This is a genomic window from Xenorhabdus sp. SGI 60, from assembly GCF_056632175.1.
Window position 1 is genome coordinate 2,605,814 of record NZ_CP196860.1, and the last position, 25,959, is coordinate 2,631,772.

Here is a 25,959-nt window from a genome sequence, read left to right on the forward strand (position 1 = left end):
CAAGAGAGATTATGACATAGTAAATCTTACTGCCAGTTAGAGAAATGTTTCTGTGGAATCGCTTCGCAAATTAACATTTAAACAGAAGAAACGATGCCAAAAAAATACGTCTATTCTCACAAAAACCAGAGACACAAAATTTGGATAGACAAAAAACGGCACCCTAGGGTGCCGTTAGTTTAATTAAGTAATAACTGATATCTTAGCTATCGCTATAGATATTCACGCGATCACGTAACTCTTTACCGGGTTTAAAGTGGGGGACATATTTGCCGTCCAATTCCACTTTATCACCTGTTTTGGGGTTACGCCCCACACGCGGAGCCCGGTAGTGAAGAGAAAAGCTGCCGAATCCGCGAACTTCAATACGTTCACCTGCGGCTAGTGTTTCTGCCATATGATCAAGCATTTCTTTCACTGCATCTTCAACGGCTTTGGCCGGCATGTGAGATTGCTGCTCTGCAAGTCTTTCGATTAATTCAGACTTGGTCATGGTACCTCCCTAAACTACCGTATTCGGGCAATATTCTCATTATAGAGTATTGCCCGCCGTTATTGACTTAGATTATTCGCCTTTAGCTGCTTTGAAAGCTTCAGCCATTGCGTTGTTAGCAAAGTTTGTGTCTTCTTGTTTGTTCACAGAAGCGATAGCGTCTTTTTCATCAGCTTCGTCTTTTGCACGAACAGACAGGTTGATTACGCGGTTTTTGCGATCAACGCCAACATATTTAGCTTCAACTTCATCGCCAACGTTCAGAACTTGAGTTGCATCTTCAACGCGGTCACGAGAAGCTTCTGATGCACGCAGGTAACCTTCAACGCCGTCAGCTAATTCAACTGTAGCACCTTTTGCGTCAACTGCAGTGACTTTACCAGTAACAAATGCACCTTTCTTGTTTACAGACAGGTAATTGTTGAATGGATCTTCTGCCAGTTGTTTGACACCCAGAGAGATACGCTCACGCTCTGCATCTACTTGCAGAACTACAGCAGCGATTTCGTCGCCTTTCTTGTATTCACGAACTGCTTCTTCACCTGCAACGTTCCAGGAGATGTCGGACAGGTGAACCAGACCGTCGATGCCGCCTTCCAGACCAATGAAGATACCAAAGTCAGTAATAGACTTGATCTTACCTTCAACGCGATCGTTCTTGTTGTGCGTTTCAGCAAATTGCTGCCAAGGGTTAGACTTGCACTGTTTCAGGCCCAGGGAGATACGACGACGTTCTTCATCAATATCCAGAACCATAACTTCCACAACGTCACCCACGTTAACAACTTTGGATGGGTGGATGTTCTTGTTGGTCCAATCCATTTCTGAAACGTGTACCAGACCTTCAACGCCTTCTTCGATTTCAACGAAGCAGCCATAATCAGTCAGGTTAGTTACGCGACCAGTCAGTTTAGTACTTTCTGGATAACGTTTAGCGATTGCTACCCATGGATCTTCACCTAATTGTTTCAGACCCAGAGATACGCGAGTACGCTCACGGTCGAATTTCAGTACTTTAACTGTGATTTCATCGCCCACATTGACAATTTCGCTTGGATGTTTAACACGTTTCCAAGCCATATCAGTAATGTGCAGCAGGCCATCAACGCCGCCCAGATCAACGAATGCACCGTAGTCAGTCAGGTTCTTAACGATACCTTTAACTTCCATGCCTTCTTGCAGGTTTTCCAGCAGCTGATCGCGTTCTGCGCTGTTTTCAGATTCGATAACTGCACGACGAGAAACAACTACGTTGTTGCGTTTCTGATCCAGCTTGATGACTTTGAACTCAAGCTCTTTGCCTTCAAGGTGAGCAGTGTCACGAACTGGGCGAACGTCAACCAGTGAACCTGGCAGGAACGCACGGATACCGTTCAGTTCTACAGTGAAGCCACCTTTTACTTTGCCATTGATAATACCAGTGACAGTTTCAGCTTCTTCGTATGCTTTTTCCAGCATCAGCCATGCTTCGTGACGTTTCGCTTTCTCACGAGACAAGACAGTTTCACCGAAACCATCTTCTACCGCATCCAACGCTACGTCGATTTCATCGCCAACTTGGATTTCCAGCTCACCTTGAGCATTTTTGAATTGTTCTACAGGAATTGCAGATTCTGATTTCAGGCCTGCGTCAACCAATACAACGTCTTTATCGATAGCAACCACGACACCACGGACGATGGCACCTGGACGAGTTTCGATAGTCTGTAGGGATTCTTCAAAGAGTTGAGCAAAAGATTCTGTCATGTTTATGATCTTCAAGATTTTTAATTAACGTCCATTTAGCTTCCCGCCGAATGGGGTTGTTTTACATACCTCGCAACTTCCCTTTTCCCTGTTACAAGGTGTTTTAGTGTACCAGAATATTTCACTACCAATACACCAGAATTCTATATACATCTTCTTGATACACTACTGCAATAGTGTACTTGAAAAATTAACAATTATGCGGATATTTCCAGCGCGTTTCTCGCATAAGCCAGTGCGTTATCAATCACTTCTTCGATAGACATGCTGGTCGAGTCCAGGATTAATGCATCTTGTGCAGGCACTAAGGGCGCGACTACCCGATTGCGATCACGAAAATCCCGTTCTTGTATCTCAGACAAAAGATTTTCAAAGTTAACATTAAAACCTTTCTCCTGCAACTGTAACATACGTCTGCGGGCGCGTTCTTCCGCACTTGCATCAAGAAATATTTTCACTGGCGCATCAGGAAATACGACCGTTCCCATATCACGACCATCAGCTATCAGCCCAGGCGCAATGCGGAAGGCTCTCTGCCGACGTAAGAGTGCTTCACGGACACGTGGGAATGTTGCCGCCTGTGAAGCCGTATTTCCAACGGTTTCGGTACGAATTTCATTGCTGACATCTTCGCCTTCCAGAATGACCCGGAGTTTGCCATTTGCAGGTACAAAACGTACATCCAGATTTGCAGCCAGAGGAACCAGTGCGTCTTCAGACTGGATATCCACCTGATGATGGATGGCAGCCAGTGCCAATACACGATAAATGGCACCTGAATCAAGCAACTGCCAATTTAACGCTTCAGCCAATGCCTGACATAGTGTTCCCTTGCCAGCACCACTTGGCCCATCAACGGTTATTACTGGGGCTATCGCCGCCATCATTATCCTCCTTTTCGCATAACATTCGCATAGCAGACAGATCATTTACCGAATGCAAAAAATTGCTCAATTAGCAAGCAATAAAAACCTGTCCTATTATACGCGCTCAATAGATGAGAGAAACAGGTAAAGCCCGTTTATTTCTACCCCTACCGACTTTTGCTTCTCCATCTATTTTGCGTACTGGCTGAGTTTTTCAAGCTGATTGAAATAGTCTGGGAATGTCTTTGCTGTACAGCCGGGATCAAGGATAGTGACTGGCGTATCCGACAGAGCTACCAACGAAAAACACATCGCAATGCGATGGTCATTATAGGTCTCAATTTCAGCATGATTAAGTTTTTCTGGCGGAGAAATTCGAATATAATCATGTCCCTCTTTCACTTCGGCACCTATTTTTTTTAATTCAGTTGCCATTGCATTTAGCCGATCGGTTTCTTTTACCCGCCAATTGTAAATATTGCGGATAACAGTTTCTCCCTGTGCAAACAACGCAGTTGTCGCAATTGTCATTGCCGCATCAGGAATAGCATTCATATCCATATCAATGCCTGCCAATGTACCGCGTTCGCATTCGACAAAATCGTCCCCCCAACGAATAATTGCCCCCATCTGTTCCAACACATTGGCAAATTTAGTATCCCCTTGCAGGCTATTTCTGCCAATGCCCGTGACACGAACGATTCCGCCTTTAATTGCCGCCGCAGCCAGAAAATAAGATGCCGATGAAGCATCACCTTCTACCAGATACTGCCCCGGAGACAAATATTGCTGCCGGCCTTTAATGTGAAAAACCTGATATTGTTCATTGTCTACCGTTACACCAAAACTTTTCATCAGTGCCAATGTAATATCAATATAAGGTTTAGAAACCAAATCACCTTGTATGTGGATTTTCGTGTCGTTTTTTGCCAATGGCGCTGCCATCAACAAAGCGGTCAAAAACTGGCTGGAAACAGTGCCATCAACGGTAACTTTTCCACCTGAAAATCCCCCTTTGATATGTAAAGGCGGGTAATTTTCCTGTTCAAGATAATCAATTTCTGCCCTTCCTTGACGCAATGCATCGACCAAGTGACCAATTGGGCGTTCTTTCATACGCGGTTCACCGGTCAATACTACGCTTATGCCACTGTCTCCCAAACTGCTGTCCCCTAAACATAGAACCGCGGCCAATGGGCGCATTGCTGTACCTGCGTTGCCCAGAAACAGTTCAATATCATTTTTGCCCGTAATGCGCCCGCCAATGCCATCTACTTCACAGATAGTACGATCGGCAGAGAGACGATAGGAAATACCCAATACAGCCAGAGCATTAAGCATGTAACGGATATCATCGCTGTCCAGCAAATTGGTCAATCGGGTTGTTCCCTTAGCAAGAGCAGCGAGTAACAAAGCACGGTTAGAAACGCTTTTAGAGCCAGGCAAGTTAATTGTTCCATTAATATGGGAAACAGGTTGTAACGTCAGGGATTGCATAAAGAGAGGAATCTCCAGATATGATTTTAGTTTTTAGGATAGATCGAGGATTTTGATATCGGGAGGTTTTATCCCTCCCGACGATAAAAAATTATGCGTTGCGGCGTTCAAAATCAGCCATAAATTCAACCAATGCGTTCACACCCTCATAAGACATAGCGTTATAAATCGAAGCACGAGCGCCACCCGCAACTTTGTGCCCTTTCAATGCATGTAACCCGTGTGCATAGGCTTCTTCCAGAAACTGACCATCTAACGCTGGGTTAGCCAGTTGGAAAGGGACATTCATGATAGAACGGTTTTGAGGAGCAACACGGTTGATATACAACTTGCTGTTATCAACAGCATGATAGAGGTGTTTAGCTTTAGCATGATTGCGTTTACTGATCTCTTGTAGCCCGCCCTGCTCTTTCAACCACTTGAACACCATGCCAGACAGATACCATGCAAATGTCGGTGGCGTGTTATACATAGAGTCGTATTGAACCTGCACAGTATAATCCAGGATAGATGGCGTATGCTGGTGTGCTTTACCCAGTAGATCTTCACGAATAATAACGACGGTAATCCCTGCTGGCCCGATATTTTTTTGTGCCCCGGCATAAACAACACCATAACGGCTAACATCAATGGGTGCAGAAAGGATGGTTGAAGAGTAATCGGCAATGACAATTTTATCGTCACCAAAATCAGGCTCTTCAAAAATAGCAACACCTTCAATCGTTTCATTAGGACAATAATGAATATAGGCAGCATCACTGCTTAAGGTCCATTCACTCATCGGCTTCACACTTTTGACGCCGTCCGTTTCTGTTCTGATATCAATGATATTTGGAGTGCAATATTTTTCTGCTTCTTTCGCTGCACATTCAGACCAGTAACCACTAACGATATAATCTGCTGTCGATTTATCACCCAATAAATTCAGTGGTAACGCCGAAAATTGCCCACGAGCACCGCCGTGACAAAACAGCACTTTGTAATTCTCAGGTATTACTAATAAATCTCGGAGATCTTTTTCTGCTTCTGCCGCAACAGCCACAAATTCTTTGCTGCGATGACTAATTTCCATCACAGATGTCCCCAATCCGTGCCAGTTGCAAAGTTCCTGCTCTGCACGTCGTAACACTTCTGCTGGCAACATAGCTGGGCCAGCACTGAAATTATATACCTGACTCATTAACTTCACCCTATCAATGGATACAATAAAATCGGACGTATTGGTTTTATCACTCCCGCCCTGCCGCTGCAATAATTATTGAACATTTGTTACAAGCGACAGTATCACTTTCTGATAGGCCATTTATTATAAATAACGCAATAAATTATAAATAAAAGGCCATCTTATTATAAATAAACGCAATAAATTATAAATAAAATAACGAAAGCTACAGGAAACCAGGAAAAATAATCTGGATAATATCCGCCTTATTTAATACCAAAGAATAAAAAACCATTTAAAACAGCGATAATTTATCTAAAAAAATACGCATAAAAAAGAATATAAAAAGAGGCGCATTTGATGCGCCTTTTTATATGATTAAATCAGGAATTAATACTTACTAAACATTTCCTGAATTTTTTCTACATCAGAAGTTTGCGTCAGAGCCAATTGCAGAAGAACGCGGGCTTTCTGTGGGTTCAAACGCTCTGAAGCCACAAAACCATATTTGCTGTCGTTAACTTCAGCATTTTGGGTCGTGTAGCCGAAAGGAATACGGCTGGAACGAACAACAACAACCCCCTCTTTAGCTGCTTTAGCCAATGTGTCAAGAATAGACTTATAGATGTTACCGTTACCTACACCTGCGCTGATAATACCCTGATAGCCATTTTCAACGAAAGCTTTTGCTGGCAAATCAGAGGCGTTGGAGTAGTTATAAACAATACCTACTTTCGGCAACTTATCCAATTTGCTTACATCAAAAACGGTTTTGTTTGCCTTTACTGATGCCGCAGAATAATAGCGCACTTTGCCATTGTGAACGAAGCCCTGGGCGCCGGCATTCACAGCCTGAAATGCCTGAACTTCCGTTGTGCTCAGTTTACCGATATCACGGCCATGGATAACGGAATCATTCATCGCCAGCAACACACCACGGTTTGCCGAATTTTTATCAGCAGCAACAACCACAGCGTTGTACAGGTTCAACGGACCGTCAGCCCCCAGCGCTGTAGATGGACGCATCGCGCCAACCATCACAATAGGCTTCTGGCATTGGGTGGTCAGATCGAGGAAATAAGCCGTTTCTTCCATGGTATCAGTACCGTGGGTGATCACAAACCCGTCGGTTTTGTCACATTCTGCATTGATTTTCTTCGCCAGTGTCAGCCACACCTGATCGTTCATGTCCTGAGAACCGATGCTGACAACCTGCTCGCCTTTCAAATCAGCAATATTTTTAATTGCCGGTACAGCATTCAGCAGAGCATCAATACCTACTTTACCCGCTGTATAATTAGATTGCGTTGCAGATTCACCACCCCCAGCAATTGTGCCCCCTGTTGCCAAAACAGTAACATTTGGCAAAGCGAATGCAGAACCGCTAACTAAAGCCAGAAAACCGGCTATTGCTGTTATTTTAGTCTTTTTCATTATTCAACCTCTTGTAAAAAAGCCATTTTATTATGTAAACCAAGAATAAATAAACTCTAATTAACAATAATTTTTGGGAATTGATAGAGCGGATAAAAAAAACGCCGTATGATATGCGCCTTTGACATAATTTGAAGTGAATCACGATGACGCAAACCTATATCCCAGGCAAAGACGCCGCGTTAGAGGACTCCATTAATCGCTTTCAGCACAAACTGAAGTCCCTCGGTTTTAATATTGAAGAAGCCTCATGGCTGAATCCTGTCCCGAATGTTTGGTCAGTCCATATCCGCGATCGCGACTGCCCACTGTGCTTTACCAACGGCAAGGGTGCCAGCAAGAAAGCGGCATTGGCTTCTGCATTGGGAGAATATTTTGAGCGCCTGTCGACAAACTATTTCTTTGCTGATTTTTATCTGGGTAATACCGTTGCCAATGGCGAGTTTGTTCATTACCCAGATGAAAAATGGTTCCCGTTGCCAGAAGATGACTCTCTGCCAAAAGGTATCTTAGACGAACGCCTGCATCGTTTTTACAATCCAGATAACGCGCTCTGTGCCAGCCAGTTAGTGGATCTGCAATCTGGCAATGAAGAGCGGGGGATCTGTGCCCTGCCATTTACTCGCCAGTCAGATAATCAAACGATTTATATTCCAATGAATATTATCGGAAATCTGTATGTTTCAAACGGTATGTCAGCCGGCAATACCATGAACGAAGCACGTGTACAAGGATTATCTGAAGTATTCGAACGCTATGTGAAAAATCGCATTATCGCAGAATGCATCAGCCTGCCTGAAATTCCACAAGATATTATGAATCGCTACCCAAGCGTCGTTGAATCAGTCAATAAGTTGCAAGGAGAAGGTTTCCCACTCTATTGTTACGATGCCTCACTGGGTGGACAGTTTCCAGTCATTTGCGTCGTCCTGTTCAATCCTGATAATGGCACGTGTTTTGCCTCCTTTGGCGCCCATCCCGATTTTGGTGTTGCACTGGAGCGTACAGTCACAGAACTGTTGCAAGGCCGGAGCCTGAAAGATCTGGATGTCTTCACTCCACCAAGCTTTGATAATGAAGAAGTTTCTGAACATACCAATCTGGAAACTCACTTTATTGATTCAAGCGGTGTAATCAGTTGGGATCTATTCAAGCAGGATACTGACTATGCATTTGTTGACTGGAATTTCAGCGGAACAACAGAAGAAGAGTTCACCACCTTGATGGGGATCTTCAATAAACTGGATGCTGAAGTTTATATCGCTGATTATGAGCATCTTGGCGTTTACGCCTGCCGCATTCTGGTTCCTGGTATGTCAGATATTTATCCGGTGGAAGATCTGCACATTGCCAATAACACTATGGGAATCCATCTGTGTGATACTCTTCTGGCATTACCGGAAAGTCAATGGCAGCCAGAAGAATATCTGGCTCTTCTCGAACAGTTAGATGATGAAGGCTTGGATGACTTTACCCGTATCCGTGAGTTATTGGGCATTGCTGTGGGTAAAGATAACGGTTGGAGCAACCTGCGTATCGGCGAATTGAAATCTATGCTGGCACTGGCTGGTAAAGATTTGGAGCAAGCTTTGATTTGGGTTGAGTGGACACAGGATTTCAATGCTTCTGTTTTCACCACTGAACGAGCTAACTATTATCGCTGCCTGCAAACGTTGTTACTGTTAACCCAAGAAGAAGATCGCCAACCAGATCAATATTATCAGGCATTTGTAAAAATGTACGGTCAAGGTACTGTTGATGCTGCCTCTGCTGCCATTGCCGGAGAAAACAGCTTCTATGGTCTGTGGGCTATTGATTCAGAATTAAAATCATTGCCCGTCCATCAAGCATTATTAGATGCTTATGAGAAGTTGCAAAAAGCCAAACGTGAATTTTGGGCTAATAAATAACCCATCACATTAGCGTTTATTACCATAAAAAGTAAAATACAGGTTAAATACAATTTATTTTTGAATAACAAATAAATGACAATTTAACCTGTTATTTTACTTTTAATATCTAACAGGCTAAAACTGCTCATATAAAATATTTTTATAAATTTTAAAAAATATTTTTCCTTATAAATCATATCATTAATCTTATATCACCGCATTTAGACTGCCATATCTCACTAGACTTTCGGTCTAATATGATCCATATCAAATTCAGGTCAATCCCCGTTTGTTACTATTAACGCGTGCTATGATTAATTAAGGATAAAGAGAGTGTTAGGATGAAAACTGACAGCCCTTTCAATTTATTTTCACCTGCTGTAATGGCACAAATCGCTGATGATATTGGTGTATATAAAGTCAATAAACATCCCGCAGTGACTTATTTATCAGCAATCATGGCAGGTGTATTCATTTCCATCGCTTTTGTTTTTTATATTACAGCAACAACAGGAACCTCTTCCATTCCCTATGGGGTAGCTAAATTAACGGGTGGGATCTGTTTTTCTCTTGGTTTGATGTTAGTGGTGATATGTGGCGTCGATCTCTTCACTTCCACCGTGTTGACGATCATTTCAAAAGCAACAGGACGTATTACCTGGTCTCAAATGTTCAAAAATTGGATTAACGTTTACATCGGTAATTTGATTGGCGCTCTGTTTTTCGTAGCTTTGGTTTGGTATTCCGGCCAATATACCGTCGCCAATGGTGCTTGGGGACTAAATGTATTACAAACAGCAGATCATAAAATGCACCACTCCTTTATTGAGGCAGTATGTCTGGGTATTTTAGCTAATCTAATGGTATGTCTTGCTGTCTGGATGAGCTATGCCGGACGCAGTCTGATCGATAAGTTATTCGCGTTGATCCTGCCAATCGGTATGTTTGTCGCCAGCGGTTTTGAGCACAGTATCGCTAACATGTTTTTAATTCCGTTCGGGATCATTATCAAAAACTTCGCACCAGATGAATTTTGGCTGAAAACAGGGACAAGTCCTGAACGATTTCCACAGCTTAATGTTTCAAGCTTTATTACCGATAACCTGATCCCTGTCACGATAGGTAACATTATTGGTGGTGCGGTATTGGTTGGGTTGACCTATTGGTTGATTTATTTACGTAGCGGCAAAAATCATTAATTCGCCGCCAAGTCAGGTTTCTTAAAAATTCCACTGTTAAAAGGTAAAAGTATCATGTCCGAGTCAAACGAAAAATTCTCAGTAGCATGGCAAGGCTTTAACGAGGGTAGCTGGCAGAATGAAGTCAATGTCCGTGGTTTCATTCAAAAAAACTATACCCCGTATGAAGGTAATGAATCATTCCTTGCGGGTGCCACAGAAGCGACAAAAGCTTTGTGGGAAAAAGTCATGGAAGGTATCAAAATCGAAAACCGCACCCATGCACCGCTAGACTTTGATACTGACATTGCGTCTACAATTACCTCTCATGATGCGGGTTATATTGAAAAAGATCTGGAACAAATCGTTGGTCTGCAAACCGAAGCGCCACTGAAACGAGCCATTATTCCATTTGGTGGCATTAAAATGGTTGAAGGTTCTTGTAAAGCCTACAACCGTGAACTGGACCCAAAACTGAAACAAATTTTCACTGAGTATCGTAAGACTCATAATCAGGGGGTATTTGATGTCTACACCCCTGATATCCTGAAATGCCGTAAATCTGGTGTATTGACTGGCCTGCCTGATGCTTATGGCCGTGGGCGCATCATCGGTGATTACCGTCGCGTTGCGTTGTATGGTATCGACTTTCTGCGTGATGAGAAATTTGCCCAATTCACTTCCCTACAGAAAAAATTGGAAAATGGCGAGGATTTGGAAGCGACCATTCGCCTGCGCGAAGAACTGGTCGAACAACATCGCGCTCTTGGCCAAATCAAAGAGATGGCGGCTAAATATGGCTATGATATTGCCAATCCCGCTACCAATGCTCAACAAGCCGTGCAATGGACTTATTTCGCCTATCTGGCAGCCGTTAAATCCCAAAACGGTGCTGCAATGTCCTTTGGTCGTGTTTCCACCTTCCTGGATATCTACATCGAACGTGATATCCAAGCAGGTAAGTTGACTGAACAACAAGCCCAAGAACTGATCGACCATTTGGTCATGAAACTGCGTATGGTGCGTTTCCTGCGTACTCCAGAATATGATGAACTGTTCTCTGGTGACCCAATTTGGGCAACCGAATCACTGGCGGGTATGGGTTTGGATGGACGTACTCTGGTCACCAAAAACAGTTTCCGTTTCCTGCATACGCTATATACCATGGGACCATCCCCAGAACCTAACATGACCATCCTGTGGTCTGAAAAACTGCCCACTGACTTTAAAAAGTTTGCAGCAAAAGTTTCAATCGATACTTCATCCCTGCAATATGAAAATGACGACCTGATGCGCCCTGACTTCAACAGCGATGATTACGCTATCGCGTGCTGCGTCAGCCCAATGGTGGTTGGTAAACAAATGCAGTTCTTTGGTGCCCGTGCAAACCTTGCAAAAACCATGCTATATGCCATCAACGGCGGTGTGGATGAAAAAATGAAAATGCAGGTTGGCCCGAAAGAAGAGCCAATGAAAGACGCTGTGCTGGATTATGACAAGGTTATGGCACGTATGGATCATTTCATGGACTGGCTGGCAAAACAGTATGTCACTGCCCTGAATATCATCCACTATATGCATGATAAATACAGCTATGAAGCTTCATTAATGGCACTGCACGATCGTGATGTACACCGTACCATGGCATGTGGTATCGCAGGTCTCTCTGTTGCTGCTGACTCATTATCTGCCATTAAATATGCGAAAGTTTCCCCAATCCGCGATGAAGATGGCCTGGCAATTGATTTCAACATTGAAGGTGAATACCCACAATTCGGTAACAACGATCAGCGTGTCGATAATATCGCGAGTGATCTGGTTGAACGCTTCATGAAGAAAATTCAGAAGCTGCAAACATATCGCAATGCGGTTCCAACCCAGTCTGTACTGACCATTACCTCAAACGTCGTTTATGGCAAGAAAACGGGTAATACCCCTGATGGACGTCGTGCTGGCGCACCATTTGGACCAGGTGCTAACCCAATGCACGGCCGTGATCAAAAAGGGGCAGTGGCTTCATTGACTTCGGTCGCTAAACTGCCGTTTGCTTATGCCAAAGACGGTATTTCATACACTTTCTCTATCGTACCTAATGCGCTGGGTAAAGATGATGAAGTCCGTAAAGCAAATCTGGCGGGCCTGATGGATGGTTATTTCCATCACGAAGCAGATATCGAAGGTGGACAGCATTTAAACATTAACGTGATGAACCGTGAAATGCTGTTGGATGCCATGGAAAATCCTGAGAAATACCCGCAATTGACGATTCGCGTATCGGGTTACGCTGTGCGGTTTAATTCTTTGACGAAAGAACAGCAACGAGATGTTATCACCCGTACATTTACTCAAACCATGTAATTATTAAAAATGACAGACAATAAAGGCTCCTTAATACTTGGGGGCCTTTATTAGCTTGCTAGTTTTGGAGAAGTCCTTTCATGTCCGTACTTGGTCGTATCCACTCTTTTGAATCTTGCGGAACCGTAGATGGCCCCGGTATCCGCTTTATCGCGTTTTTCCAAGGTTGCCTTATGCGCTGCCTCTATTGCCATAACCGCGATACCTGGGATACCCATGGCGGAAAAACGGTAACAGTTGAAGAATTAATAAAAGAAGCAACGACCTATCGCCATTTTATGAATGCTTCGGGGGGTGGAGTTACCGCTTCCGGTGGTGAAGCCATTCTTCAGGCCGAATTTGTTCGTGATTGGTTCAGGGCTTGCCATGAAGAAGGCATTCATACTTGCCTGGATACCAACGGCTTTGTTCGCCGTTACGATCCGGTGATTGACGAACTACTGGATGCTACCGATCTGGTTATGCTGGATTTAAAACAACTTAATGATGATATTCACCAAAAATTGATCGGTGTATCCAATCATCGGACACTTGAATTTGCTCGTTATCTGGCAAAACGTAATCAAAAAACTTGGGTCCGTTATGTTGTCGTTCCTGGTTGGTCGGATGATGATCAATCGGTTCATTTACTTGGTGAATTCACCAAGGATATGAAAAATATTGAAAAAATAGAGCTATTACCTTACCACGAACTTGGTAAACATAAATGGATTGCTATGGGAGAAGAATATCAACTGGAAGGTGTTAAACCTCCTCCAAAAGAAACAATGGAACGGGTAAAAGAAATTTTAAAAAGTTATGGGCATCACGTGATCTATTAGATTTATTCCCTCTTAACATTATTTTCTTTCTATTAATTTATGCAACAATAACCCTCCCCCCCCCCACTTTGTTAACAAATGCAGATTATCTTGATAGCTATCGGGTAAAATGATAGCAGTATTTCTTTACCTGGGCGTTTTGCCTGGTAAGGAACCCCAACATCTGATACTCTCAGTATTATGAAAACCTATTTAGATATACCTGATATGATCAACATAACTTCAAATCATAACAAGTTATATTCATTAACTTTAAATTCCAATTTACATCACTGAGACAAATTACACGTATCCTAAAGTTAGATTGATATACTCACAATGAGTAAAATATTTTGCTCTAAAAACAGATGCTATCTGATATCCAAAATAAAATCATTTACTTTATGTAAAGATAAATTAGAAGATTAAACCAAAATTACATCATATTCATTAATGCAATAAATTATATACATTCATTATTACCTGCAAAAATGCTTCTTTCTCCGCCGATAAGAGTTGAATTAATACTTGTTGATTAATAATTTTTATATGATAATCCTTCCGCTTTCTATAACGATTTGTGTTAATAAAATAGAAATAGAGAAACCCAATTCAACAATTACCATTCAATAAAATAAATCGGAAAAATATGGATACTCAAGATATAAATTTCAATTCAGGAGAGAACGGCGTCTCTCTGAACAAGGAAAAAAATACATTCATTCCAGGCGGTCGTGCTGCAGGAGCTGGAGCGGCAACAGAGTGGATTGGTAATGCATGGGAAATGTTTAAAGCAAAGCCAATGAAATGGATACTACTAACTTTAATCTATATTGTTATCATGATAGCCTTCCAATTCATTCCTATCCTCGGTATTTTCGCTTTTCTGTTTAGTCCAGTATTTATTGCTGGATTTATTGCTGCCAGTGAGAAACAGCGAACAACGGGTGATTTTGACATAGAATTGCTTTTCCATGGTTTTAAAAATAAGCTAGGCTCATTGGTTGCTGTTGGTGGGCTTGCCTACGGCATAAGTGTACTGGGTTTCTTTGCTGCTGTTATACTTGAAGGGACTAGCCTACTTCAACTATTTTTTGCAGGGCAGGATCCAGACCCGATGCTATTAACGGGCAGTTTTTCTAGTTTAATGCTGGCAATGTTGGTTATATTGTTCTTTAACATCGTTGCCCTTGCATTCAGCTGGTTTGCTCCTGCTTTGATTATCATTAATGATTTGAAATTTGGTGAAGCAATATCAATGAGTTTAAGTGCAGTAAGAAAAAACCTATTCGGTGGTTTTCTGTTCTTCTTACTGATGGGCATTCTGATGTTTATTTCCGCAATTCCACTTGGTTTAGGTTTGTTTGTTACTTTTCCTATGTATATGGCAACCTATTATACAACTTATCGCAGCATTTTTTATGCGCCAGAAACCCAAGAAACAAAATCTCATTTAATCAATTAAATATTTTTCAATAGATATTGATATGTAAAAAGCGCCATATTCGGCGCTTTTTTATTAAGAATAGATGATATTAACCAATGTATTCCAATCCATTCATATAAGGACGCAATACTTCTGGGATTTCAATGCGGCCATCTGCTTGCTGATAGTTTTCCATCACCGCAACCAGGGTACGGCCTACCGCAAGACCAGAACCATTCAATGTATGTACCAACTGAGTTTTCTTGTCATCTTTACCACGGAAACGCGCTTGCATACGGCGAGCCTGAAAATCCCACATGTTAGAACAAGAGGAAATTTCACGATAAGTATTTTGCGCTGGTAGCCAAACTTCCAAATCGTAAGTTTTTCTTGCGTTTGCCCCCATGTCACCCGTGCACAGCAGCATTTTACGGTAAGGAAGATTCAGTAACTGTAATACCTTCTCAGCGTGCCCAGTCAATTCTTCCAGTGCTTCCATGGATTTTTCTGGATGAACAATCTGAACCAACTCAACTTTATCAAACTGGTGCATACGAATAAGGCCACGGGTATCACGACCATAAGAACCTGCTTCAGAGCGGAAGCAAGGAGTATGTGCCGTCATCTTCAGTGGTAACCCGCTTTCATCCAGAATTTCATCACGAACTAAGTTAGTGACCGGGACTTCGGCTGTTGGAATCAAAGCATAATGACTACCAGATTCTTCTTCCAATGGTCTGGTATGGAACAGATCTTCACCAAACTTAGGTAACTGACCTGTACCATATAAAGAATCATGGTTAACCAGATAAGGGACGTAAGTTTCCAGATAACCATGCTGCTCTGTATGCAGATCCAGCATGAACTGGGTGATGGCACGGTGCAGACGAGCGATCTGCCCTTTCATTACGACGAAACGTGAACCAGTCAATTTAACCGCAGCCGCAAAATCAAGGCCGCCAGTCAGCTCACCCAATGAGACATGGTCTTTGATTTCAAAGTCATATTGGCGTGGTTCACCCCAACGGCTAATTTCCAGGTTATCACTGTCATTTTTTCCGTCAGGAGAAGAATCATCAGGAATATTCGGCATGCTTAATGCGATATTACGGATTTCAGCCTGCAACGTTTCCAGTTCAGCTTTTGCTGAATCCAATTTTTCTCCCAATTGATTCACTTCCTGACGCAGTGGTTCAATATCTTCACCACGGGCTTTAGCTGCACCAATAGCCTTCGATCGGGAATTACGTTCTGCTTGCAGGGTTTCAGTTTCAACTTGTAAAACTTTGCGGCGCTCTTCTAGATTGCGCAGCGTCTCCACATCAAGGGTATATCCCCTGCGAGCCAGTTTTTCGGCGACTGCGTCTAGCTCATTACGCAGTATATTTGGATCGAGCATGCTAGTCCTGTGCTTGTTGTTATTGAAAAATGGTTATTGAAAAATCGTCAAAAACTACAGCTTTTAGCTATAATTTGGCATTGTTGGATATAAACCTTACCGTATCAGGAAAATTAACGATAGCGTTTTATTGGGCTATTTTGATCCTGTTCTATTAACCAGTTTAACTTTTCACCTATCTTACCTTCCAACCCTCTGGCAGTCGGATAATAATAACGTGTTTGTTGCATTTCTGGCGGAAAATAGACTTCACCGGCGGCATACGCATTCGCTTCATCATGGGCGTAGCGATACTCTTCACCAAATCCAATTTCTTTCATCAGCTTAGTCGGGGCATTACGCAAATGGACAGGAACGTCATAATCCGGTTTGTTTTGCGCATCCGCCATAGCTGCCTTGAATGCGGTATAAACAGCATTACTTTTCGGTGCACAAGCAAGATAAACAATTGCCTGTGCGATCGCCCTTTCTCCTTCAGCCGCTCCTACACGCGTAAAACAATCCCATGCAGCAATAGCGATCTGCATTCCGCGTGGATCAGCATTACCCACATCTTCAGAAGCAATTGCCAGTAACCGACGGGCAACATAAAGGGGATCACCGCCTGCGGTAATAATTCGGGCGTACCAGTAAAGCGCGGCATCAGGTGCTGAACCACGGATTGATTTATGCAAAGCAGAAATTAAATCGTAATATCGATCACCTTTATTATCAAACCTGGCACTTCTTTCCCCGCTTACTTCTTTCAGTAATTCCGGCGTCAAAACCCGCTGCCCTTGCGCATTGATTTCTGCCATGTCCGACATCATTTCCAGCAAATTCAGTGAGCGGCGTGCATCTCCCGCCACAAGCTCTGCTATCATCTGGCGAGTATTATCTGGTAATACGATATTTTGCCCGCCAATGCCACGCGCTGTATCATTAATGGCCTGAATAAGTACCCGTTCAATTTCTGCCGTCGAAAGTGATTTCAATAAATAGACACGAGCCCGTGATAACAAAGCTGAATTTAATTCGAAGGAGGGATTTTCGGTAGTTGCACCAATAAATGTGATTGTACCGTCTTCAATATGTGGTAAAAACGCATCCTGCTGACTTTTATTAAATCGATGAACTTCATCAACAAATAAGATGGTTCTACGCCCTGAATTACGATTTTGTCGTGCTCTTTCTATGGCTTCACGAATTTCTTTTATGCCAGAAGTGACTGCTGAAATACGTTCAATATCAGCTTGCGCGTAATATCCAATAATTTCAGCCAGTGTTGTTTTTCCTGTTCCGGGCGGTCCCCATAAAATCATGGAATGAAGATGACCTGCTCGGATTGCTCGCGGCAAAGGTTTTCCTTCCGCCAGTAAGTGTTGCTGACCGATATATTGATCTAATGTGACTGGCCGCATTCTTGCGGCCAGTGGCTGAAATTCATTTTGTGAAAAATCGAGAGAAAGATTGTTCACTTAAACCTCACTGGCGTTGATCATCCAGCGTGACACCTTCCGGTACGGTAAATTTGAATTTCTCCGTATCCACGTTTACATTTTGCTGCCCTTTCAACTGGTAAGCACTTTTTTGCCCATCCTGTTCAACGGCAGTAAATTTTTGGATTGTTCCTTCTGGTGTCACGGTAATTGAAAAAAGTTTTAAATTGCCATTGGCATTATGAGGCGTCAGCTCAAAGCTATTACCGTTTTGCATAACCTTGTACTGTTTCCAGTCGGCAGGATCATTGCGTGCAATCAGCATAAATGGCGTATTTCCCGTTGCTTCTTTTAACCAATTCGCCGTCACCTGTTCAACAAAAGGATTATAAAACCACAGCGTCTTACCATCAGAAACCAAAACACTCTCATCAGGTGATGTCATATGCCAGTTAAACAAATTAGGGCGTTTGATCCAAAGCTCTCCCTCTCCTTTTTGGACCGTTGAACCATCATTGCTAATCACTGTTTGAGTAAAACTGGCATGAAAACTATTCACCTTTCCCAAACGCCCTTGCAGATCCTGCGTCGCATCAGCCCAAGCAGAACCTATGCTCACCCCCATCATCAGACAACCAATCAACATCAGTTTTTTCATGTGCGAGATACCTTCAATTCGTTTTATTATCAGACATCAATTACCGATACTGTTTACATTGCACAACGATAATTAATGTTCATGGGGAGGAGGTGCCAAAACTTCACGATTGCCATTATGCCCAGGTGCACTCACTATCTGTTGTGCTTCCATTTGTTCGACAATCCGGGCTGCCCGGTTATATCCAATCCTGAATTGACGTTGCACGCCCGAAATAGAGACCCGACGTTTTTCGACCACAAATTCAACCGCTTGATCAAACAGGGGATCTAGCTCTTCATCGCTATCAAATCCCATACTGCCTTCACCGTCTTCACCCCCTTTGACAATACTGTCTATATATTGAGGGCGGCCACGAGCTTTCCAGTCATTCACAACTTCATGCACTTCTTGATCGCGCACGAATGCACCATGAACACGTACAGGAATGGAAGAGTTTGGTGCCAAATAAAGCATGTCCCCCATACCAAGCAATGATTCTGCACCACCTTGATCAAGAATGGTACGGGAATCTATTTTACTGGATACCGTAAATGCAATACGTGTCGGAATATTGGCCTTAATCAATCCGGTGATAATATCAACAGAAGGCCGCTGGGTCGCCAATACTAAGTGGATGCCTGCCGCCCGTGCTTTCTGAGCCAAGCGTGCAATTAATTCTTCCACCTTTTTCCCGGCTGTCATCATTAAGTCGGCAAATTCATCAACCATAACAACAATATAAGGCTCTTTTTTCAGCATAGGATGCGTTGCATCTATGCTGTCACCCGGTTTCCAGAACGGATCAGGGATCGGGCGCCCCATATTTTCAGCTTGCTTGATCTTGTCGTTATAGCCCGCAATATTGCGCACTCCCAAAGCTGACATCAGCTTATAACGTCGCTCCATTTCATTTACACACCAACGCAATGCATTGGCTGCATCTTTCATATCGGTGACAACTTCAGTCAATAAATGAGGAATGCCCTCGTAAACCGATAACTCAAGCATTTTCGGGTCAATCATAATAAAGCGGACATCCTCTGGTTTCGCTTTATACAGAATACTGAGGATCATCGCATTGACCCCCACCGATTTACCCGAACCCGTCGTTCCTGCTACCAATAAGTGAGGCATCTTACCCAAGTCAGCCACAACCGGCTGCCCTGCAATGTCTTTTCCTAAGACGATGGTTAACGGTGAAGGGTTATCACGGAATTTCTCACAGTCCAAAACTTCCCGCAGATAAACTGTTTGGCGTTTTTTATTGGGTAATTCCAAACCAACATAAGGTCGGCCCGGAATAACTTCCACGATACGGACGGCTACCGCTGAAAGCGAACGAGCGAGGTCACGTGATAAGTTAGAAATACGCGAAGCTTTCACCCCAGGAGCTAAATCCAATTCAAATCGTGTAATAACAGGCCCTGGAGAGAATCCAACAACATCCGCTTTAACGCGATAATCATTCAAACGCGCTTCAATTAAACGAGAGGTTTGCTCAAGCGCAAACATATCAACCGGTTCTTCTTCCGCTGGCGGTTCTGCCAAAAGATCCAAAGAAGGCATAGGCGTCGTTGGCTTTGGCAATGGCTGATCATTGCGCATCAAAAATGGATGGAACAGGCTATCTTGCTGCGGTTGCTGCACAAAAATATGCTGATTTTTCGATTCGTGAGAATCAAGAGCAGTCGCTATATTTTTTTCCTGAACTTGTTGATTCAGTGGCTCTGTTGGCATAAATACAAATTCAGCAGGCTCAGGTTGATTTACTTGGTAACGTTCACGTTGCTGTTGCTCAAATGCTATCCGCAACGCTTCTTCCTGTGCTTTTTGTTCATTTATCAGCTGTTCGTTTACTATTTGTTCATCTATGATCTGGTTATCTGCGCTATTTTTCGTAAACTCATCAGCTGCCGTTGATTGCTTATGTATCAGCGTACTTGCTTCACGAGACTCTGACTCTCTGTTTCCTTCCTCAAAATCAACACCATAGCGCTCACGTTGCTGATAGAGGAATTGCTGACGCAACATGTCTTGCTGTTGGGCATCCATTCGCTGTTCATTAGCTTCTGCAACCAGCTCATTCTGTCTCTCTTTTTCTTTCCGTTGCATGTGTTCTGCCAAACGGTGAGAAGGCACTTTTATACCATACAATTCGCGACGGGTTGGGATCCTAACAGGATTAGGGCGTGGCATTTCAGGACCAATACCTTGTTTAACCTGTGGATTCTTCACCACAACAGCAGAACTCGTAATATCCGCTGCCGCGTTTTTCAAATTAACATGATCATTTGCAGGAAAAGTAAACGTATCTGTTACATCATCTTGTGAATGCGGATTTGTGCCAGCAGAACTGTTTGTGGATAGATTTGAAATAGCCTGAGAAGAGTCATCGGATTGTGGATTAGTATCTGATTGGTCATCATCCGGCAATTCAAAAGAATAACGAACAGATTCCTGTTCCTGAGATTGATCCAATGCTGGAGAGGTTGGAGAAACGGATGCAGGCTGTAACGCTGAATCTGTATTAGCTAATTCGGTTAATGTTGGAGCTGTCAATAATACATCATCTTCATCTTCATCTGCGTCTGGCATTTCAGTAGCAACCGCAGATTTAACTATTTCAGGTTTATCTGCATGCTCCGCGGTTTTTTGTTCACTGGCTGAAAGTTCGGAACCTAACGTATTCTCTAAATTATTTTCGTCATATTCAACATTATTGCGGCCACGATTGACGACAAAACTCAGTGAATCCAGAATAACTGCACCAATTTTTTCTGCAATCGTGAGCCATGACCACCCTGTAAACAATGTGAATCCAACGACCCAAATACCAAGCAGGGCCAATGTTGCCCCCAGGATGTTAAACCAGGGCAGAATCGCATTGCTGAATAAATTACCAATGACTCCGCCAGCAGCAAAGTCATTTAAATCATCAATATTGAGGGCAGCCAAACCACATGACGTCAGTATCAGGGCTAAGGCACCAATAACGCGTAATGCAAGTGTGAAGAAATCAATGTACTCTTGCCTATCTTTCTGACGGAAAGCATTCCAGCAACCTAACAACATAAATGGCGGGACTGCATAGGCAAGAATACCAAATGCCGAGAATAGCGTGTCAGATAGCCAAGCACCAACACTGCCGCCCCAATTGTGGACGGGTTCATGCCATGACGTCTGTGACCAACTGGGATCAGATGGATTGAAGCTGATAAGCGCTACCATCAAGTACACAGCACAGATAGCAATAACCAACAAAACGGCTTCCAGAAGCCGGCGGCCACTACTTATCTTCTTTAATTTAACACGTTTGTCTTCTGTATATTCCTGGTTCAAGAAAGGCTCTCCAGGTTTTTCTGTTGATTAAACGGAACAACGCTGAGGGTAACTCAGCGTTGAAACTGTATGCATAAACAGGAGTGTACCTAAGTTTTTCCTGTTTTGCATCTGTACATTTTAGATGAAAGTTTAACGAGTCTTAATCACTAAACGATTACTCTGCTTCACCTCTTCCATTACAACATAAGTACGGGTGTCATTAACACCAGGAAGACGTAGCAGAGTTTCTCCGAGCAATTTACGATATGCAGACATATCTGGCACGCGTGTTTTCAGCAAGTAGTCAAAATCACCAGAAACTAAATGACATTCTTGGATTTCTTCTAGTTTTTGAACAGCAGTATTAAATTGTTCAAATACATCTGCTGCCCCCCGATTCAGCGTAATTTCAACAAATACCAGCAATGATGCATCCAAATAATGAGGATTCAGCAAAGCCGTGTAGCCAGAGATAAAGCCTTGACGCTCTAAACGACGCACACGTTCCAGGCAAGGTGTGGGTGACAAACCAACTCTCTTGGATAACTCCACATTAGAAATACGGCCATCTTTTTGCAACTCGTTAAGGATATTACGATCTATACGATCAAGATCTTTTCCTGGACGCTTCTTATTATCTATCATCTTATTGCTCTCTCTTTAATATTCCTACACCTAAAACATTTTCCCTATCTCTTTCAAGCGGTTGAGCTGGAAAAGATGTCTTCAAAGGTTAACACTTAATCTGTAACCAAGGTTTAAGAACTACTACAACTCTAGAAACCATCTCCCAGAATACAATTTCCCAGACCACAATCTCCCAGAATTCGATTAATTATCCCTTTTACTTTCCAAGTTGCTGCTATGTTAGCTGTGCTCACTCACCCCAATCACTCAGTTACTCATATATCAGCCACTCATCACTCATATTAGTTTCTATGCGCTTGAGGTTTTGTTCCCTTGCCGCCGCACTACAACTTGAAATCCATTAGGAATACGACACGATTTACCAGAACATTGTCTCTCAGAAACATCATTTCCCAGAACACTATCTCTTAAGATACTAGCTCCCAAAACACTAGGTTTTTCAGAAACAACTTAACGGCAATTTTTATATTCTATGAGAAAATCACCCACACTAGTTTGTCTATTTTATAGAAACAATTGATTAGCAGGAGAGATAATTATCTCTTACACAGATGTTTTCGCAAATGCACAGCCGATTGTCAAAGTAAATGAACAAAAATCAGAACAACCTGCCAAATAAATTTTCAGTAAATCGTTTCGATAGCTTGTTTTATGTCTCATATGTATAAATGACGTTCAATTCAGAAAATTAAACAATCGTCTCTTACAATACGATTACATCATAGTTACTATCTATCGGTAAAATCGTTAATAACATGAATATTTTATCTGATAATTGCTTTTTTTAACTTATTATTTCTCCTACAATCCCCAAATCTGCAATATGCGATAATGGAAATGAGGTATTCATGAGCACAGCCAAACACAGTAAACTTATCATTCTTGGCTCAGGTCCTGCTGGCTATACCGCTGCTGTGTATGCAGCCCGCGCTAATCTAAATCCCGTCCTCATTACCGGGGTTGAAAAGGGCGGCCAATTGACCACCACGACTGAGGTTGAGAACTGGCCCGGAGATCCTGAAGGGTTGACTGGCCCTGGCTTGATGGAGCGCATGTTCCAACACGCCGAAAAATTTCAAACAGAAATTATTTCTGACCATATTCAGAAAATTGATTTCTCAAACAGACCATTCCGTTTATTTGGTGATGATCAGGAATATACCTGTGATGCTTTAATCATCGCGACAGGAGCATCAGCCCGTTATCTCGGATTGCCTTCCGAGGAGGCTTTCAAAGGTCGTGGTGTATCTGCCTGTGCAACATGTGATGGATTTTTCTATCGCAAACAAAAGGTTGCTGTAGTTGGCGGGGGCAATACTGCCGTTGAAGAAGCACTGTATTTGGCAAACATTGCCTCTGAAGTACATTTGATTCACCGTCGTGATACTTTCCGTTCAGAGAAAATCCTGATTGACCGTATGATGGAAAAAGTGAAGAACGGCAACATTATTTTGCATACTGATCGTACGTTGGATGAAGTTCTGGGTGACGATATGGGTGTTACTGGCATCCGCATTCGCGACAAGAAAAGTGATAATACCGAAGAACTGGATGTTACCGGCGTTTTCATCGCCATCGGCCATAGTCCAAATACAGGCATCTTTGATGGCCAACTGGAACTGGAAAACGGCTATATCAAAGTCCAATCTGGCTTGCATGGTAATGCCACCCAGACTTCTATTCCAGGTATCTTTGCCGCTGGAGATGTGATGGATCATGTGTATCGCCAAGCTATCACCTCAGCAGGTACGGGCTGTATGGCTGCACTGGATGCTGAACGTTTCCTTGACGGGCTGGCAACTAAATAATCTATCTTTCCCAAAGCGCTATTCCGGTAGCGCTTTTTAACAGGTAACATACAGCTTGTTTTGATATTCCGTATCATCACCCGCTAATCAGAAAATTTTCTTATGGACAAAACAAGACAATCTGAACTTGTTCGATGGCTGAAACAGCAAACTGCGCCTGCCCGTCGGTGGCTTCGTTTATCAATGCTCCTTGGCTTAATCAATGGATTGCTGATTATTTCCCAGGCCTGGCTCTTAGCGACAATCCTGCAAGCCCTGATTATGGATAATGTTCCCCGTGAAAACCTTATCGACCAATTTCTAATGTTGGCTGCTACTTTTGCATTACGAGCGATTGTCAATGCTGTTCGGGAGCGTGTCGGATTTATTTGTGGCAAAGTTGTACGCCAACAAATTCGCAATATGGTACTGGATAAACTTGAACAACTAGGTCCAATGTGGGTTAAGGGGAAACCCGCCGGAAGTTGGGCAACCATTATCCTAGAGCAGATAGAAGACATGCAGGATTTCTACTCTCGCTATCTACCTCAAATTGCTCTTGCTACGATGATCCCTATCTTAATCCTGATTACTGTATTTCCAATTAATTGGGCCGCAGGATTGATTTTATTTGTAACCGCGCCATTGATTCCGCTATTTATGGCATTGGTGGGCTTAGGAGCCGCAGATGCCAATCGGCGCAATTTTGTTGCTCTCAGCCGATTAAGCGGTAATTTTCTCGATCGTTTACGGGGTTTGGAAACTTTGCGCCTGTTCCACCAAGGGGCAGCGGAAGTTAAACAAATCACAGAATCAACAGAAAACTTTCGCCGCAGAACGATGGAAGTTCTGCGTATGGCATTCTTATCCTCAGCGGTTTTAGAATTTTTTGCCGCAATTTCTATTGCCGTTGTTGCTGTTTATTTTGGTTTTTCCTATTTGGGAGAATTGCACTTTGGTAGCTATGGCGTAGGTGTTACGTTGTTTGCAGGTTTCCTCGCGTTAATCCTCGCCCCCGAGTTTTTTCAACCACTGCGCGATTTAGGTACGTTTTATCACGCCAAAGCCCAGGCAGTCGGGGCGGCAGAATCTCTCTTCACCTTACTTAGCAGCGATGGAGAACAGGTCGCAAGTAGTGGTGAAAAAACACTGTCAGATAAAGAACCTGTTACCATTGAGGCCTGTAGACTGGAAATTATGTCCCACGATGGACATTGTCTTGCTGGTCCTTTGAATTTTACCATTGATAGGCGCCAACGGATTGCTCTGGTTGGAAAAAGTGGTGCGGGAAAAAGTTCATTAATCAATGTATTGCTGGGATTTTTACCTTATCATGGTTCCTTGAAAATCAATGGAATTGAGTTGCGTGAACTCAGCCTCACCAAATGGCGTGAACGCTTAAGTTGGGTTGGGCAAAACCCACACCTGCCAGAACAGACACTGCTCGATAATATTCGTCTTGGTCAATATGACGCAACGCAAGAGCAAATCAATGATGTGATGGAACGGGCTTATGTCAATGAGTTTATTCACGACCTTCCAGATGGTATTAATACGGTAATAGGTGACAATGCTGCTCGTCTGTCTGTCGGACAAGCACAGCGTATTGCGCTAGCGCGAGCGTTGTTAAATCCTTGCCAATTATTGCTATTGGATGAACCCGCAGCTAGCCTTGATGCCCATAGCGAACAGCGTGTGATGATGGCCTTAAATCAGGCCTCGCATCAACAAACCACATTACTGGTTACTCACTTGCTAGAAGAAACGCTATCATATGACCAGATTTGGGTAATGGAAAATGGATTGCTTATAGAACAAGGTGATTATCAAACTTTAAGCCAATCTCAAGGTGTATTTTCTCGTTTGTTATCTCACCGTAGTGTGGAGCTTTAAT

Annotated in this window: 17 protein-coding genes and 2 pseudogenes; 7 read left to right on the top strand and 12 right to left on the bottom strand. The window is 42.9% G+C overall.

Annotated features, from left to right (window positions below; all coding sequences use genetic code 11):
• Window positions 1–202: 202 nt before the first annotated feature.
• The 6 genes from ihfB to ansB form a co-directional block, all read right to left on the bottom strand.
• Window positions 203–493, bottom strand: a complete 291-nt coding sequence (gene ihfB / locus ACSJJG_RS12015) for an integration host factor subunit beta (protein ID WP_045969974.1) — start codon at window positions 491–493, stop codon at window positions 203–205.
• A 72-nt stretch (window positions 494–565) separates the two neighbouring features.
• Window positions 566–2,239 (bottom strand): 30S ribosomal protein S1, encoded by a 1,674-nt coding sequence (rpsA, locus tag ACSJJG_RS12020; RefSeq protein ID WP_481089490.1) that lies wholly within the window; start codon window positions 2,237–2,239, stop codon window positions 566–568.
• Window positions 2,240–2,436: 197 nt separating this feature from the next.
• Window positions 2,437–3,123 carry a (d)CMP kinase gene (gene cmk / locus ACSJJG_RS12025; RefSeq protein WP_481090430.1) on the bottom strand — a complete coding sequence of 229 codons (687 nt, stop codon included), beginning with the start codon at window positions 3,121–3,123 and terminating at the stop codon, window positions 2,437–2,439.
• Window positions 3,124–3,294: 171 nt separating this feature from the next.
• The gene (gene aroA / locus ACSJJG_RS12030) at window positions 3,295–4,602 is read right to left on the bottom strand and encodes a 3-phosphoshikimate 1-carboxyvinyltransferase (protein ID WP_481089491.1); all 1,308 of its coding nucleotides are present in this window, start codon (window positions 4,600–4,602) and stop codon (window positions 3,295–3,297) included.
• Between the two features lie 91 nt (window positions 4,603–4,693).
• Window positions 4,694–5,782 (bottom strand): 3-phosphoserine/phosphohydroxythreonine transaminase, encoded by a 1,089-nt coding sequence (gene serC / locus ACSJJG_RS12035; protein ID WP_481089492.1) that lies wholly within the window; start codon window positions 5,780–5,782, stop codon window positions 4,694–4,696.
• A gap of 372 nt (window positions 5,783–6,154) precedes the next feature.
• Window positions 6,155–7,198 (bottom strand): L-asparaginase 2, encoded by a 1,044-nt coding sequence (gene ansB, locus ACSJJG_RS12040; RefSeq protein WP_481089493.1) that lies wholly within the window; start codon window positions 7,196–7,198, stop codon window positions 6,155–6,157.
• Between the two features lie 146 nt (window positions 7,199–7,344).
• Between ansB and ycaO the strand changes: the two genes are divergently transcribed.
• The 5 genes from ycaO (at window position 7,345) to ACSJJG_RS12065 (ending at window position 14,891) form a co-directional block, all read left to right on the top strand.
• A complete protein-coding gene (gene ycaO / locus ACSJJG_RS12045; protein WP_481089494.1) occupies window positions 7,345–9,108 on the top strand; it encodes a 30S ribosomal protein S12 methylthiotransferase accessory factor YcaO in 1,764 nt (587 codons plus the stop codon).
• 323 nt (window positions 9,109–9,431) lie between these two features.
• Entirely contained in the window at window positions 9,432–10,289 is an 858-nt protein-coding gene (gene focA / locus ACSJJG_RS12050; RefSeq protein WP_481089495.1) for a formate transporter FocA, read from the top strand.
• Window positions 10,290–10,343: 54 nt separating this feature from the next.
• The gene (gene pflB / locus ACSJJG_RS12055; RefSeq protein ID WP_481089496.1) at window positions 10,344–12,626 is read left to right on the top strand and encodes a formate C-acetyltransferase; all 2,283 of its coding nucleotides are present in this window, start codon (window positions 10,344–10,346) and stop codon (window positions 12,624–12,626) included.
• Between the two features lie 80 nt (window positions 12,627–12,706).
• The gene (gene pflA / locus ACSJJG_RS12060; protein ID WP_481089497.1) at window positions 12,707–13,447 is read left to right on the top strand and encodes a pyruvate formate lyase 1-activating protein; all 741 of its coding nucleotides are present in this window, start codon (window positions 12,707–12,709) and stop codon (window positions 13,445–13,447) included.
• Window positions 13,448–14,075: 628 nt separating this feature from the next.
• The gene (locus ACSJJG_RS12065) at window positions 14,076–14,891 is read left to right on the top strand and encodes a BPSS1780 family membrane protein (protein ID WP_481089498.1); all 816 of its coding nucleotides are present in this window, start codon (window positions 14,076–14,078) and stop codon (window positions 14,889–14,891) included.
• A 70-nt stretch (window positions 14,892–14,961) separates the two neighbouring features.
• Here ACSJJG_RS12065 and serS read toward each other — a convergent pair whose 3' ends face one another.
• From serS to lrp, 6 genes and pseudogenes are all read right to left on the bottom strand, one after another.
• Window positions 14,962–16,251, bottom strand: a complete 1,290-nt coding sequence (serS, locus tag ACSJJG_RS12070; protein WP_481089499.1) for a serine--tRNA ligase — start codon at window positions 16,249–16,251, stop codon at window positions 14,962–14,964.
• Window positions 16,252–16,364: 113 nt separating this feature from the next.
• Window positions 16,365–17,708 carry a replication-associated recombination protein A gene (locus ACSJJG_RS12075; RefSeq protein WP_481089500.1) on the bottom strand — a complete coding sequence of 448 codons (1,344 nt, stop codon included), beginning with the start codon at window positions 17,706–17,708 and terminating at the stop codon, window positions 16,365–16,367.
• Window positions 17,709–17,715: 7 nt separating this feature from the next.
• Window positions 17,716–18,327 carry an outer membrane lipoprotein periplasmic chaperone LolA gene (gene lolA / locus ACSJJG_RS12080; RefSeq protein WP_481089501.1) on the bottom strand — a complete coding sequence of 204 codons (612 nt, stop codon included), beginning with the start codon at window positions 18,325–18,327 and terminating at the stop codon, window positions 17,716–17,718.
• Window positions 18,328–18,399: 72 nt separating this feature from the next.
• Window positions 18,400–20,535 (bottom strand): annotated as a pseudogene (locus tag ACSJJG_RS12085) (DNA translocase FtsK); the annotation flags it as partial.
• Between the two features lie 600 nt (window positions 20,536–21,135).
• A pseudogene (locus ACSJJG_RS12090) lies at window positions 21,136–21,537 on the bottom strand (DNA translocase FtsK 4TM domain-containing protein); the annotation flags it as partial.
• Window positions 21,538–21,780: 243 nt separating this feature from the next.
• Window positions 21,781–22,275, bottom strand: coding sequence for a leucine-responsive transcriptional regulator Lrp (gene lrp / locus ACSJJG_RS12095; protein WP_004256338.1), 495 nt, complete (start codon window positions 22,273–22,275; stop codon window positions 21,781–21,783).
• A gap of 851 nt (window positions 22,276–23,126) precedes the next feature.
• Between lrp and trxB the strand changes: the two genes are divergently transcribed.
• Both trxB and cydD read left to right on the top strand, forming a co-directional pair.
• Complete coding sequence (gene trxB, locus ACSJJG_RS12100) at window positions 23,127–24,086, top strand: thioredoxin-disulfide reductase (protein ID WP_481089502.1); 960 nt, start codon at window positions 23,127–23,129, stop codon at window positions 24,084–24,086.
• A gap of 102 nt (window positions 24,087–24,188) precedes the next feature.
• Entirely contained in the window at window positions 24,189–25,958 is a 1,770-nt protein-coding gene (gene cydD, locus ACSJJG_RS12105) for a heme ABC transporter permease/ATP-binding protein CydD (RefSeq protein WP_481089503.1), read from the top strand.
• Window position 25,959 lies beyond the last annotated feature (1 nt).

Bases quoted from the DNA above. Each gene is read 5' to 3' on its own strand.
- serC (WP_481089492.1), bottom strand. From the start codon at position 5,782: ATGAGTCAGGTATATAATTTCAGTGCTGGCCCAGCTATGTTGCCAGCA.
- focA (WP_481089495.1), top strand. From the start codon at position 9,432: ATGAAAACTGACAGCCCTTTCAATTTATTTTCACCTGCTGTAATGGCA.
- serS (WP_481089499.1), bottom strand. From the start codon at position 16,251: ATGCTCGATCCAAATATACTGCGTAATGAGCTAGACGCAGTCGCCGAA.
- pflB (WP_481089496.1), top strand. From the start codon at position 10,344: ATGTCCGAGTCAAACGAAAAATTCTCAGTAGCATGGCAAGGCTTTAAC.
- cydD (WP_481089503.1), top strand. From the start codon at position 24,189: ATGGACAAAACAAGACAATCTGAACTTGTTCGATGGCTGAAACAGCAA.
- ihfB (WP_045969974.1), bottom strand. From the start codon at position 493: ATGACCAAGTCTGAATTAATCGAAAGACTTGCAGAGCAGCAATCTCAC.
- lrp (WP_004256338.1), bottom strand. From the start codon at position 22,275: ATGATAGATAATAAGAAGCGTCCAGGAAAAGATCTTGATCGTATAGAT.
- ansB (WP_481089493.1), bottom strand. From the start codon at position 7,198: ATGAAAAAGACTAAAATAACAGCAATAGCCGGTTTTCTGGCTTTAGTT.
- ycaO (WP_481089494.1), top strand. From the start codon at position 7,345: ATGACGCAAACCTATATCCCAGGCAAAGACGCCGCGTTAGAGGACTCC.
- cmk (WP_481090430.1), bottom strand. From the start codon at position 3,123: ATGGCGGCGATAGCCCCAGTAATAACCGTTGATGGGCCAAGTGGTGCT.
- aroA (WP_481089491.1), bottom strand. From the start codon at position 4,602: ATGCAATCCCTGACGTTACAACCTGTTTCCCATATTAATGGAACAATT.
- pflA (WP_481089497.1), top strand. From the start codon at position 12,707: ATGTCCGTACTTGGTCGTATCCACTCTTTTGAATCTTGCGGAACCGTA.
- trxB (WP_481089502.1), top strand. From the start codon at position 23,127: ATGAGCACAGCCAAACACAGTAAACTTATCATTCTTGGCTCAGGTCCT.
- rpsA (WP_481089490.1), bottom strand. From the start codon at position 2,239: ATGACAGAATCTTTTGCTCAACTCTTTGAAGAATCCCTACAGACTATC.
- lolA (WP_481089501.1), bottom strand. From the start codon at position 18,327: ATGAAAAAACTGATGTTGATTGGTTGTCTGATGATGGGGGTGAGCATA.
- ACSJJG_RS12065 (WP_481089498.1), top strand. From the start codon at position 14,076: ATGGATACTCAAGATATAAATTTCAATTCAGGAGAGAACGGCGTCTCT.